This is a genomic window from Falsiroseomonas sp. RANM36 (genome assembly GCF_056682175.1).
Map to the genome: position 1 here is coordinate 1,778,787 of NZ_JBWXTD010000003.1, position 12,005 is coordinate 1,790,791.

9 protein-coding genes and 1 pseudogene are annotated in these 12,005 nt (G+C 72.0%); 3 read left to right on the plus strand and 7 right to left on the minus strand.

What is annotated here, in order from left to right:
• Window positions 1-94 precede the first annotated feature (94 nt).
• The gene (locus tag AC1MIR_RS13480; RefSeq protein WP_480028663.1) at window positions 95-1,135 is read right to left on the minus strand and encodes a Tim44 domain-containing protein; all 1,041 of its coding nucleotides are present in this window, start codon (window positions 1,133-1,135) and stop codon (window positions 95-97) included.
• Window positions 1,136-1,200: 65 nt separating this feature from the next.
• On the opposite strand from AC1MIR_RS13480, the gene AC1MIR_RS13485 reads away from it, so the two are divergent.
• Window positions 1,201-2,799 carry an ABC transporter substrate-binding protein gene (locus AC1MIR_RS13485; RefSeq protein ID WP_480028664.1) on the plus strand — a complete coding sequence of 533 codons (1,599 nt, stop codon included), beginning with the start codon at window positions 1,201-1,203 and terminating at the stop codon, window positions 2,797-2,799.
• Window positions 2,800-2,809: 10 nt separating this feature from the next.
• Here the strand turns inward: AC1MIR_RS13485 and AC1MIR_RS13490 are convergent, their stop codons facing one another.
• The 4 genes from AC1MIR_RS13490 to AC1MIR_RS13505 are packed head-to-tail and all read right to left on the minus strand — an operon-like array spanning window position 2,810 to window position 7,846.
• Window positions 2,810-4,141 carry a TldD/PmbA family protein gene (locus tag AC1MIR_RS13490; protein WP_480028756.1) on the minus strand — a complete coding sequence of 444 codons (1,332 nt, stop codon included), beginning with the start codon at window positions 4,139-4,141 and terminating at the stop codon, window positions 2,810-2,812.
• Between the two features lie 8 nt (window positions 4,142-4,149).
• Window positions 4,150-5,415 (minus strand): M16 family metallopeptidase, encoded by a 1,266-nt coding sequence (locus AC1MIR_RS13495; protein WP_480028665.1) that lies wholly within the window; start codon window positions 5,413-5,415, stop codon window positions 4,150-4,152.
• Between the two features lie 13 nt (window positions 5,416-5,428).
• Window positions 5,429-6,835 carry a threonine synthase gene (gene thrC / locus AC1MIR_RS13500; RefSeq protein WP_480028666.1) on the minus strand — a complete coding sequence of 469 codons (1,407 nt, stop codon included), beginning with the start codon at window positions 6,833-6,835 and terminating at the stop codon, window positions 5,429-5,431.
• Between the two features lie 45 nt (window positions 6,836-6,880).
• The gene (locus AC1MIR_RS13505; RefSeq protein ID WP_480028667.1) at window positions 6,881-7,846 is read right to left on the minus strand and encodes a Bug family tripartite tricarboxylate transporter substrate binding protein; all 966 of its coding nucleotides are present in this window, start codon (window positions 7,844-7,846) and stop codon (window positions 6,881-6,883) included.
• A gap of 204 nt (window positions 7,847-8,050) precedes the next feature.
• On the opposite strand from AC1MIR_RS13505, the gene AC1MIR_RS13510 reads away from it, so the two are divergent.
• Together AC1MIR_RS13510 and AC1MIR_RS13515 are read left to right on the plus strand one after the other, a co-directional pair.
• Entirely contained in the window at window positions 8,051-9,079 is a 1,029-nt protein-coding gene (locus tag AC1MIR_RS13510; protein ID WP_480028668.1) for an ABC transporter ATP-binding protein, read from the plus strand.
• Window positions 9,080-9,116: 37 nt separating this feature from the next.
• Window positions 9,117-10,262 (plus strand): extracellular solute-binding protein, encoded by a 1,146-nt coding sequence (locus AC1MIR_RS13515; RefSeq protein WP_480028669.1) that lies wholly within the window; start codon window positions 9,117-9,119, stop codon window positions 10,260-10,262.
• A 100-nt stretch (window positions 10,263-10,362) separates the two neighbouring features.
• Here AC1MIR_RS13515 and AC1MIR_RS13520 read toward each other — a convergent pair.
• Together AC1MIR_RS13520 and pdhA are read right to left on the minus strand one after the other, a co-directional pair.
• Window positions 10,363-10,695 (minus strand): annotated as a pseudogene (locus AC1MIR_RS13520) (biotin/lipoyl-containing protein); the annotation flags it as partial.
• A 1-nt stretch (window position 10,696) separates the two neighbouring features.
• Complete coding sequence (gene pdhA, locus AC1MIR_RS13525; protein ID WP_480028757.1) at window positions 10,697-11,662, minus strand: pyruvate dehydrogenase (acetyl-transferring) E1 component subunit alpha; 966 nt, start codon at window positions 11,660-11,662, stop codon at window positions 10,697-10,699.
• Between the last annotated feature and the right edge of the window lie 343 nt (window positions 11,663-12,005).

Genomic DNA, 12,005 nt, shown 5'->3' on the forward strand with positions numbered 1-12,005 from the left:
CCGCCCGCCCCCGCCCCCCCCCCCCCCCCCCCCCCCCCCCCCCCCCCCCCCCCCCCCCCCCCCCCCCCCCCCCCCCCCCCCCCCCACGCCGACCTCAGCCCGTCTGCTGGATCGCCGACAGCACCCACTGCGTGCCGGGCCGGCGGGTGAAGGTCCAGAGTTCCGTCGCCGTCTCGCGCTCGGTCGGGTGGCCCTCCACCACGCGGCCCTGCGCATCGGTGGTGGTCTCCACCATCGAGAAGCGCATCGCGACGGTGGCGTATTCCTGCCCGTCCGGCTCGGCCCAGGCCTGGGAGAGGTCGCCGGCCTCGAGCTGCACGTCACGCGCCACGTTGGTCCAGCCGCGCGCCTTCAGGTCCTCGAGGTCCTGGGCGAAGTAGCGCTCCATCTCCGGCGTGGAGATCCGGCGCAGCGTCGCCAGGTCCTGGCGCGACCAGGCGTCCTGCACCTCGACCAGGCGCTGGCCGAAGGTGTCGAAATCGGCGGCGCCGATCTCGATCGGGCGGATCGCCGGCACGCTGCCGCGCCCGCCGCCGAGGCCGCCCATCGGGCCGGGGCCGCCGGCGCCGTGCATCTCCCGCGCCATGCCCTGCGGACCGCCGGCCACGGCCGGCTGGCGGCCGCCGCGCACCAGGCGCATCACCAGGAACACCAGGCCCGCGATCAGCGCGATCTGCAGCAGCAGGCCGAGGAAGCCGGCGAAGCCGGCCAGGCCGCCGAACAGGCCGGCGCCGCTCAGCAGGCCGAACAGGCCCGCGCCGAGCAGGCCGCCCATCAGCCCCGCCATCAGCGGGTTGCGGCTGAAGAAGCCGCCCTGGGCGCCGGCCGCGCCCGGCGGACGCGGGGCAGCCTGCGCCACGCCGGGGGCGGGGCGCGGCGTCTCGGTGCGCTGGAACTGGCTGGCGGTGCCGGGCGCGGTGCGGGTGGCGGGCGGCGCCGAGTAGGTCTGGCTGCCACGGCTGCCGGAAGAGGACCGGCCGCCGGCACGCGCCTCCGCCAGGGCCGGCGCCAGGGCCAGCGCCACAACGGCGAAGGCCGCGAAAAGGGCCGCGCCACGCCGGCGGGTGGAAGCTCGGGGGGACATCGCTGAGAGCGTCTCCATGGGATTGTGACAAGGAATATAGGTTGCCTTCATGCGGATTGCGATCCCGCCCGCTTCGGCCCCAGGCTGGGCGCGTTCAACCTGAACGGAGACCAGGCATGTCGGGACGCGTGCGATGGCGGCTGGGCGCGGCCGCCTTGGGGCTGCTGGCGCTGGGCGGGGCGGCGGAGGCGCAGCAGGCGCCCAACCGCCTGTTCCGGCTGGCGACCAGCGTGGATGCGGCGACCCTCGACCCGCATGCCACCAACGCGCTCTTCACCTTCCTGGTCGTCCACCAGGTGTATGAGGGCCTGACCTGGCGCAGCGACGACCTGAGGGTGCAGCCCGGCCTGGCAACCGCCTGGGAGCAGGTGGAGCCGACCCGCTGGCGCTTCACGCTGCGCGACGGCGTGCGCTTCGCCGGCGGCGAGGCCTTCGACGCCGACGATGTGGTGTTCTCGGTCGAGCGCGCGCTGAAGCCCACCTCCAACTACGGGATCTATGTGGACACGGTCGCCGGCGTGGAGGCGCGCGACCGGCTGACGGTGGACATCGTCACCCGCGTGCCGGACCCGGTGATCCCGGACAAGATGACCCGCGTGATGATCATGGACCGCGGCTGGGCGGAGGCGAACCGCGCGACAGTGCCGCAGAACTTCGCGCAGCGGGAGGAGACCTTCACCGTCCGCAACAGCAACGGCACGGGCCCCTATGTGATCCGCGCGCGGGAGGTGGACCAGCGCACGGTGATGGTGCGCAACCCCAACTGGTGGGGCTGGGCGGCGAATGTCGCGCGCGGCAACGTCACGGAATACCACCACATCACCCTCACCTCCGACGCCACGCGCATCGCCGCGCTGCTCTCGCGCGAGGTGGACTTCGTGCATGTGGTGCCGGTGCAGGACGTGGCGCGCATCCAGCGCGACCAGCGGCTGCGCATCCTGGAAGGGCAGGAGAACCGCACCGTCATGGTGGGCATGCGGCAGGACCTGGAGGAGCTGACCGGGTCCGACGTACGCGGCCGCAACCCCTTCAAGGACCAGCGCGTCCGCCAGGCGATGGCGCATGCGCTGGATGTGGACGCGCTGCGCCGGACGACGCTGCGCGGCCAGGGCGTGCCGACCGGCAGCATGTGGACGCAGTTCGTCAATGGCTGGTCGGAGCAGACCGACCGCCGCACGCCCTACGATCCCGCGCGCGCCCGCGCGCTGCTGACCGAGGCCGGCTATCCGAACGGCTTCACCGTGCCGATGGATTGCCCGGTCGGCACCTATGACGAGGCCTGCCAGGCGGTCGCGGCGATGCTGGCGCGCGTCGGCATCCGGGCGCAGCTGACGATCCATCCGAACGCGGTGTTCAGCCAGCGGCTGCGCCGGCAGGAGCCGATGCTCTACATGCTGAGCTGGGGCGTGCCGACCTTCGACGCCAGCTACACGATGCGCGCCGTGATGGCGTCCCGCAGCGTGGGCGGATCGGCGACCTGGAATGCCGGCGGCTACTCCAACCCGGCCTTCGACGCGCTGCTGCCGCGCATCGACGCCGAGGGCGACCCCGAGGCGCGGCGGGCGCTGATCCGGCAGGCGCATGCGATACACAACGCCGATCTCGGCCACATCCCGCTGTACCACATGATGATCCCCTGGGCACATCGCGCGGGCGTCAGCGTGACGCATCGCGCCGACAACCAAGTGCAGGTGCGGGAGATCGTGGTGGAGTAGGGAACGCCTCTCAGGCGCCGGCCAGCGTCATGCCCTCGATGCGGATGGTCGGCGCATCGGTGCCGCGGCGGAAGCGAAGGTCGTCCGCCGCGGCCATGTTCAGGAACATCTCCTTCAGGTTGCCGGCGATCGTCACCTCGCTCACCGGCTCGGCCAGCGCGCCGCCGCGGATCATGAAGCCGGCGACGCCGCGGCTGTAGTCGCCAGTCACGCCGTTCACGCCCATGCCGATCAGGTCGGTCACGTAGAGGCCCTCGGCGATGTCGGCCATCAGCGCCTGCGGCGTGACGGCGCCGGGCTCCAGCCAGAGATTCGTGGGCGCCGGGCCGGGCGGGCCGCCGGTGCCGCGGCTGGCATGGCCAGTGGATGCCATGCCAAGCTGCCGCGCCGCGCGCCAATCCAGGATCCAGGTGGTCAGCACGCCGTCCTGCACGATGGCGCGCGGCTGGCCCGCCATGCCCTCGCCGTCGAAGGGCCGGGAGCGCAGGCCGCGGCGGCGCGTCGGGTCGTCGCGCACCGTCAGCCCCTTCGCCAGGACCGGCTGGCCGAGGCTGTCGCGCAGGAAGGAGGTGCCGCGCGCCACGGCCGCGCCGTTGATCGCGCTGGAGAGATGCCCGAGCAGCGAGGAGGAGACGCGCGGGTCGTACACCACCGGGATGCGCGCGGTCTTCGGCCGCGTCGGGTTCAGCCGCGCGATCGCCTTCTCGGCGGCCTTGCGGCCGATCTCCGCGGCATCCTCCAGGTCCTCCAGATGCACGACGGAGGACCATTCGTAGTCGCGCTCCATCGCCGTACCCTCGCCGGCGAGCGCGGTGCAGGACAGGCTGTGGGAGCTGCGCTGGTAGCCGCCGGCGAAGCCGTTCGACATGGCCAGCGCAATGCGCACGCGCCCCCACGAGGCATCGGCGCCTTCGCTGTTGGTCACGCCTTTCACGCCAAGCGCCGTGTCCTCGGCCGCGGCGGCGCGGGCGATCAGCTGCTCGGCCGTGGGTTCGCTCGGGTCGAACAGGTCGAGCGGCGCGGCGTCGCGCGGCGGGTCGAAGCGGTCGGGCAGGCCGCCGAAGGGATCCTCCGGCACCACCTTCGCCATCGCCACCGCGCGCTCGGCCAGCGCGCCGAAACCCTTCGGGTCGGGATCGGTGGAGGAGACGATCGCCTGCCGCTTGCCGAGAAACACCCGCAGCCCGAGGTCCCAGCCCTCCGCGCGTTCCAGCTGCTCGATCTTGCCGAGCCGGCGGGAGACGGAGAGCGAGGCGTTCTGCACCAGCAGCGCATCCGCCGCATCGGCACCGGCGCGCTTCGCCGCGGCGACGAGATCGGAGAGGCGGTCGAGATCGTTCATCGGAGGCGTCATGCCGCCAGCTTCTCCGCGATCACCGGCAGCGCCGGCACCTTGCCGGCGGGGCCGAGGGCGGCGAGCGTCGGCGTGGCGCGGAACATGCGCGCGGCGGCCGCCTGCACCTGCTCCACCGTCACCGCCGCGATTTTCTGCTTCGTTTCCTCGACGGGCACGATCCGGCCATAGACCTGCAGCTGGCGGGCCAGCTGCTCGCAGCGGCTGCCGGTGCTCTCGAGCGACATCAGCAGGGAGGCGCGGAGCTGCGCCTTGGCGCGGTTCAGCTCGTCCTCGGTGACGTCGCGCTGCACGCGCCGCAGCTCCTCGAGCGCGACCGGCACCAGCTCCTCCGCCTGGTCCTCGCCGGTGCCGGCATAGACCGTGAACAGGCCGGAATCGGCGAAGGGCGAGACGAAGGAATAGACGGAATAGACCAGGCCGCGCTTCTCCCGGATCTCCTGGAACAGGCGCGAGGACATGCCGCCGCCGAGCAGCGTGGAGAGCAGCTGGGTCGGGATGTTCATCGGATCGGTGGCGGCGACGGCGGGGAAGCCGAGGACCAGGTGGACCTGGTCGAGGTCGCGCTCCTCGCGGAACTCGCCGCCGGTGTAGCGCGCGCCTTCCGCATCCGCCGGCACGGCGTCCGGCAGGTCGGCGAAATGCGTGCCGACCATGGCGAGCAGGTCGTCATGCTCGATGGCGCCGGCGGCGGCGATCACCATGCGCTGCCCGCCATAGTGCCGCCGCATGTAGCCCATCAGCGCCTCGCGCTTCATGTGCCTGATCGTGTCTTCCGTGCCCAGCACCGGGCGGCCCATCGCCTGGGCGGAGAAGGCGGTGGCCTGGAAATGGTCGAAGACGATGTCGTCCGGCGTGTCGTTGGCCTGGCCGATCTCCTGCAGGATGACGCCGCGCTCGCGCTCCAGCTCGTCCGGGATGAACGTCGAGTGGCTGAGGATGTCGCCGATGATGTCGGCCGCCAGCGCCACGTCCTCCTTCAGCACCTTGCAGTAGAAGGCGGTGTTCTCGCGGCTGGTGTAGGCGTTGATGTGGCCGCCCACATTCTCGATCTCGCGCGCGATCGCCGCGGCGTCGCGCTTCGCCGTGCCCTTGAAGGCCATGTGCTCGAGGAAGTGGGAGACGCCGTTCTCCGGCGCGGTCTCGTGCCGCGCGCCGGCATCCACATAGGCGCCGATGGAGACGGTCTCGACCCGCGGCATCTTCTCGGACACCACGGTCAGGCCGGAGGGCAGCTTGGTGAGGCGGATGGCGTCGGTCATCGTGTTCCTTTGGTCACCCCGCATTGCGCCGGGCATGCGCGCGGACGAAGTCCTCCACGGCATCGAGCCCGGCGGGCAGGCGGGTGAAGCGTTCCGGCCTGTCATATAGGTCGGCCAGGCGCGGTGGCAGCGGGGGCGCCATGCCGGTCGCGCGCTTCACCGCATCGGGGAACTTCGCCGGATGGGCGGTGGCGGCGACCACCACCGGGATCGCCGGGTCGCTGGGCGGCACGGCCATGGCGGCCGCGGTGCCGACGGCGGTGTGGGGGTCGGCGAGGTAGCCGCTCTCCCGATGCAGCCGCGCGATCTCGGCCAGCGTGCCCTGGTCGTCCAGCGCGAAGCCGCGGAACACCTGCGTCGCCTCGCCCCAGGCGCTGTCGGGGACGGGCATCCGGCCCTCGGCACGGAAGCGGCGCATCATGTCGGCGGTGGCCGCGGCGTCGCGGTGCAGCAGCTCGAACAGCAGCCGCTCGAAATTGGAGCTGACCTGGATGTCCATGGACGGCGAGAGCGAGGGCTCCACCGCCCGCACCGTCATGTCGTTGGCGGCCAGGAAGCGCGTCAGGATGTCGTTGCGGTTGGAGCCGACGATGAGCTGGGCGATCGGCAGCCCCATCCGCCGCGCCGCCCAGGCGGCGAGGACGTTGCCGAAATTGCCGGTCGGCACGGCGAAGGACACCTCGCGGTCCGGCGCGCCGAGCGCCAGCGCGGCGGCGACGTAGTAGGGGATCTGCAGCGCCACGCGCGCCCAGTTGATGGAATTCACCGCGCCGAGCCGCATCTCCTCGCGGAAGGGCGCGTCGGCGAACATCGCCTTCACCAGGTCCTGGCAATCGTCGAAGCTGCCCGCGATCGCAAGGTTGGCGACATTGGGCGACAGCACCGTGGTCATCTGCCGCCGCTGCACCTCGCTGGTGCGGCCCTCGGGGTGGAGGATCACGATGTCCACGGCGTCGCGGTCGCGGCAGGCCTCGATGGCGGCCGAGCCGGTGTCGCCCGAGGTTGCGCCGACGATCGTCACCCGCTCTCCCCGGCGGGCCAGGGTGGTGTCGAACAGCAGGCCGAGCGCTTGCATCGCCATGTCCTTGAAGGCGAGCGTCGGGCCGTGGAACAGCTCCAGCGCGAAGATCCGGGTGTCGAGCTGGACCAGCGGGCAGATGGCGCGGTGGCCGAAGCCGGCATAGGCCTGCGCCAGCAGCGGGCGCAGCGCCGCCTCCCCCGGCTGGCCGCCGGTGAACAGCGCCAGGACGCGGGCGGCGAGTTCCGGATAGGGCAGCCCACGCAGCTTGCGCCATTCGGCGCTGGTCAGGACCGGCCAGGTCTCGGGCACGAAGAGGCCCCCGTCCTCGGCCAGGCCGGCGAGCAGGACGCCTTCGAAGTCGCGGGCGGGAGCCTCGCCGCGGGTGGAGATGTAGCGCATGGGGCGGAGGTTTAGTCCGCCCGGCGCGGCGGGGCGAGGGGGCGGCTACTCGACGCGGATGCCCGCAACGCGGATGACCTCGCCCCAGCGTGCGTCCTCCGCCGCCGCCCGGGCAAGGAGGGCCTGCGACCCCGCGCCGATCGCCTCGACGCCGAGGCCGGCGAAGCGCACGCGCAGCGCCGGATCGGCGCAGGCCGCCGCGACCGCGGCCTCGACCCGACCGGCGAGCGCCGGGGGCAGGCCGGCAGGGGCGGCGGCGGCGATCCAGGACGCCGCCTCGAAGCCCGGCAGCATCTCGGCGACCGCCGGCAGTTCGGGCGCGAGCGGCGAGCGGGCGGCGCCGGTCATCGCGATCGCCCTTGCCCGCCCGTCGCGGACGGCCGGCAGCCCGGTGGGGAAGCCGTCGGCGGCGAGCGGCACGCGTCCCGCGGCCAGGTCGAGCAGGCTGTCGGTGCTGCCGCGGTAGTGGATCAGCTCGGCATTCACCGCGAGGCGCCGCAGCAGCAGCTCGGTCGCGAGGTGGGGGATGACGCCCGCGCCAGGCGTGCCCCAGAGCGGCGGCCGGGGCTGTTCCTGGATCCACGCGGCGAGCTCCGGCAGCGTCGCCACGGGCACCGAGGGATGCGCCAGGATGACGCCGGGGAAGCGCGCGAATTCGCTGAGCAGGGTGAAGTCCTTCGCCGGGTCGTAGCCAAGCGACGGGTAGAGATGGCGGTTCACCGCCAGGTTTGCGGCGAAGAGCGTGCCGAAGGTGGCGCCATCCGGCGCGGCGCGCGCCAGCATCGCCGCCGCCAGATTGCCCGCCGCGCCGGGGCGGTTCTCGACGACGATGGGCTGGCCGAGCGCGGGCTCGAGCAGCGGCACCAGCAGGCGGGTCAGCAGGTCCGGGCCGGCACCGGGCGGAAAGCCGACGATCCAGCGGATCGGCCGGCTGGATGCGGCGGCACGGGCGGCCGGGATGGCCAGCGGGGCGCCGAGGGTGGCGCCGAGAAGGGAGCGGCGGGTCTGCATGCGCGGACTTTCACGGGCGTTGCAGGCATCAACGTAGAAATTCTTGTCGTGGAGCGCCAGTATCTCATATGTATTTGGTAGATTTTTCTATTTTTGTGCATACTGGGCTCGACTCATGCTCCCGGCTTTCCGTCCAAGGCGCCTTCCGCGCTCCGGTGATCTCGCTTCCGCCCGCCGCGATCGCGGACTAGCCTCGGGCGCGGGATGGACACGCAACCACGCGGCGTCACGCTCGGCATCGAACGGCTTGCCGTCGGCTACGGCCGGACGCAGGTGCTGCATGAGGTCTCGCTGACGGTCGGGGCCGGCGAGTTCGTGGCGCTGCTCGGCCCTTCCGGCTGCGGCAAGACCACCCTGCTGCGCGCCATCGCGGGCTTCGTGCAGCCGAGCGCCGGACGCATCCTGGCGGGCGGGCGGGACATCACCCAGGCGCCGCCGGAGAAGCGCGGCGCGGCGATGGTGTTCCAGTCCTACGCGCTCTGGCCGCACATGTCGGTGGCGAAGACCATCGGCTACGGGCTGGCCGTCCGCGGCTGGGACAAGGCGCGCATCGCCGCGCGCGTCGAGGAGATGCTGCGCCTGCTCCGGCTGGAGGGCCTCGGCGCCCGCCTGCCGGCGCAGCTCTCGGGCGGGCAGCGGCAGCGCGTGGCCATGGGGCGCGCGCTGGCGGTGGATCCCGAGATCCTGCTGCTGGACGAGCCGATGTCGAACCTCGATGCCCGCGTGCGCGAAGGCGTGCGGCACGAGCTGCGCGCGCTGCAGCAGGCGCTGGGCATCACCGCCATCCACGTCACCCACGACCGGGAGGAGGCGATGATCCTCGCCGACCGGATCGTGGTGCTGGAGGAGGGCCGCATCGCCCAGGCCGGGCCACCGGAGGAGCTGTGGCACAGGCCGGCCAACGCCTATGTCGCCGACTTCCTCGGCGCGACCAACCGCCTGCGACTCGATGGCGGCGTGGTGATGTTCCGGCCGGAGGAAGCGCGGCTGCTGGGCGCGGACGAAACGCTGGACGGCCCGGTCTTCGAGGGCAGGGTGGCGCATTGCGCCTATGCCGGCGGGCGCTGGCGCGCCGCGATCCGCATCGGCGCCGAGGAGGCGCTGGCGGACGTGCCGCAGCGCATCGCGCCTGGCGCGGCCGTGCGGCTGGGCGTTCCGGACGAAGCCGCGCATCGCTTCCCTGACATGCCCGCGTCACCGCAGCGTCATCGGGACTACGCCGAGGCCGGATAGGAACCGGCCCGGTCATCGCGCACAGGAGGAAGGCCAGATGAACCGTCGTTCCCTGCTTCTCGCATCCGCCGCCATCGCGGCCGCCTTGCCCGCTGCCGCGCAGCAGCGCGTCACGCTCAACGTGATGACCGCCGGCGACCAGAACATGGTGGACTACATCACCGACTATCTCGGCCCGATGTTCACCCGCCAGAACCCGGGCGTGACGGTGCGCGCCGTCGGCACCGGGCCGGGCGACGCCGGCAGCCAGCGCATCTGGGAAAGGCTGGAGGCGCAGCGCCGCGCCAGCGCGCAATCCGTGGATGTGGACGTCGCCGTGGTCCACCAGGCGATGGCCGGGCGGATGGTGAGCGAGGGGCTGCTCTCGCGTTATCGGGACCAGGCGAACACCGGGAACCTGGCGACCAGCGCGGTGACGCGCAACGCGCTCGGCCAGAACGTGGACGGCTACGTCATGCCGATGTTCAACAGCCAGGTCGCCATCGCCTACAACCCGGCGCGCGTGCAGAACCCGCCGACCAGCTTCCAGGCGCTGGAGGAATGGGCGAAGCAGAATCCCCGCCGCTTCGGCTACAACGGCATCCGCGGCGGCATGTCCGGCGTGGGCTTCGTCTTCGGCTGGGCCTATGCCTTCGGGCCGGACCAGAAGCGCCTGATCGAGGGCCCGTACGACGCTGAGACGGTGGCCGCGCTGACGCCCGCGCTGCAGCGCCTGCGCGAGTTCAACCGCAACGTCACGATCACGCCCGGCAATGCCGGCACGCTGGATGCGCTGAACCGCGGCGAGATCGACATGGGCCCGGTGTGGATGGACATGTTCTACACCTGGCAGGCGGAAGGGCGCCTGAACCCCAACATGCGCCTGGTGCTGCCGGCCAGCGGCCTGCCCGGCCAGCCGATGTACTACGTGATCCCCGACAAGGCCGCGCATGCGGATCTCGCGCGCAAGTTCATCGAGCTCGCGACCAGCCCGCAGGTGCAGGCCGAGGGCATCGTGCGCCGCTTCAACTGGCTGCCGGGCATCGACGCGCAGCATGTGCGCCAGCATCTGGACCAGCAGACCTGGAACCGCCTGTTCCGCGATGTCGGCCCCGAGCAGCTCGCCGCCGGCGCGCGCCCGATGCCGCAGGCGCAGTTCTTCCGCGCCATCCAGGAGGCCTATGAGCGGGTGGTGATGAACTAGCTCCCCACAAGGCCGCTTCGCGTCCTTGCGGGCGCCCCGGACTTGGCGCTGAGCCTCGCCGCTTCGGCGCCCCCGGGGGGGGGGGGGGGGGGGGGGGGGGGGGGGGGGGGGGGCCGGGGGGGGGGGGGGGGGGGGGGGGGGGGGGGGGGGCGGGGGGGGGCGCCGCCACGGGCGCCGGAGCGGGCTTCGCGCCGGCGCCGCCGTTCAGCTCGGCGATCGGCGTGTTCACCGCCACCGCCTCCGTGCCCTCCGGCACCAGGATCGCGGTGAGCGTGCCCTCGTCCACCGCCTCGACCTCCATCGTCGCCTTGTCCGTCTCGATCTCGGCGATCACGTCGCCGGCCTTCACGGCGTCGCCTTCCTTCTTCAGCCAGCGGGCGAGCTTGCCCTCGGTCATGGTGGGCGACAGCGCGGGCATCAGGATCTGGGTCATCTCAGCGCGCCTCGATCAGGATGTCCGTGAAGAGCTCGCTCTCGTCGGGCTCGGGCGAGGTCTGCGCGAAGTCGGCGCTGTCCTGCACGATGGCCTTCACCTCGTCATCGATCACCTTCAGCTCGGCCTCGGCGACGCCGTAGGATTCCAGCAGCAGCTTGCGCGCGGTCTCGATGCAGTCGTTCTGCTCCCGCATCTTCTGCACTTCCTCCCGCGTGCGGTATTTCGCCGGGTCGGACATGGAGTGGCCGCGGTAGCGATAGGTCTTCATCTCCAGCAGGTACGGGCCGTTGCCGGCGCGGCAATGCGCCACGGCGCGCTCGCCGGCTTCCTTCACGGCGATCACGTCCATGCCGTTCACCTGCTCGCCGGGGATGCCCCAGGGGGAGCCGTTCTTCGACAGGTCCTTGGAGGCGGAGGCGCGCTCCACGCTGGTGCCCATGCCGTATTTGTTGTTCTCGATCACGAAGATGACCGGCAGCTTGAACAACGCCGCGAGGTTCAGGCTCTCATAGACCTGCCCCTGGTTGGAGGCGCCCTCGCCGAAATAGGTCATCGCGACGTTGTCGTTGCCGCGGTACCAGTTCGCGAAGGCGAGGCCGGCGCCGAGCGGCACCTGCGCGCCGACGATGCCATGGCCGCCGTAGAATCCCTTCTCGCGGCTGAACATGTGCATCGAGCCGCCCTTGCCCTTGGAGTAGCCGCCGATGCGCCCGGTCAGCTCCGCCATGACGCCGCGGGCCTCCATGCCCGTGGCCAGCATGTGCCCGTGGTCGCGGTAGGAGGTGATGACCTGGTCGCCGGGCTTGGTGCACATGGTCAGCCCGACCACCACCGCTTCCTGCCCGATATAGAGGTGGCAGAAGCCGCCGATCAGGCCCATGCCGTAAAGCTGGCCCGCCTTCTCCTCGAAGCGGCGGATCAGCAGCATGTCGCGATAGGCGCGGAGCAGTTCCGCCCGGCCCATCGCCGGTTCCTTCGCGCCCTTGCCGCGCGGCTTGCGGGTGGCGGCTTCGGCCATGCCCCATTCCTCCTTGGCGAGCTCAGCAGCGGGGCATCTACGCGGCCGGGCGGCGCCGTGCAAGTTTCGGCTGGGCCGCATTTTCTCTTATTGTGCAATGCAATAGTAGATTTAATCGGAAATCAGTTAACAGTCATTTCCGCCAGCCGTCACGCGAAAACGCCAGGCGAGACGGTGTCGCGCAGCGGGCCTTGACCGAAGCCGGCGGTCGCCTTCGCGGCGCCGGCCGTACAGCGAAAGGGGGCGCGGGGCGCCCCCCCCGACAGGCCCCCCCCCCCGGCGGGAGGGG

Excerpts from the sequence above, each read along its gene's own strand:
- AC1MIR_RS13515 (WP_480028669.1), top strand. The coding sequence starts at position 9,117 with ATGAACCGTCGTTCCCTGCTTCTCGCATCCGCCGCCATCGCGGCCGCC.
- thrC (WP_480028666.1), bottom strand. The coding sequence starts at position 6,835 with ATGCGCTACATCTCCACCCGCGGCGAGGCTCCCGCCCGCGACTTCGAA.
- AC1MIR_RS13480 (WP_480028663.1), bottom strand. The coding sequence starts at position 1,135 with ATGAAGGCAACCTATATTCCTTGTCACAATCCCATGGAGACGCTCTCA.
- AC1MIR_RS13495 (WP_480028665.1), bottom strand. The coding sequence starts at position 5,415 with ATGACCGACGCCATCCGCCTCACCAAGCTGCCCTCCGGCCTGACCGTG.
- AC1MIR_RS13510 (WP_480028668.1), top strand. The coding sequence starts at position 8,051 with ATGGACACGCAACCACGCGGCGTCACGCTCGGCATCGAACGGCTTGCC.
- pdhA (WP_480028757.1), bottom strand. The coding sequence starts at position 11,662 with ATGGGCCGGGCGGAACTGCTCCGCGCCTATCGCGACATGCTGCTGATC.
- AC1MIR_RS13490 (WP_480028756.1), bottom strand. The coding sequence starts at position 4,141 with ATGAACGATCTCGACCGCCTCTCCGATCTCGTCGCCGCGGCGAAGCGC.
- AC1MIR_RS13505 (WP_480028667.1), bottom strand. The coding sequence starts at position 7,846 with ATGCAGACCCGCCGCTCCCTTCTCGGCGCCACCCTCGGCGCCCCGCTG.
- AC1MIR_RS13485 (WP_480028664.1), top strand. The coding sequence starts at position 1,201 with ATGTCGGGACGCGTGCGATGGCGGCTGGGCGCGGCCGCCTTGGGGCTG.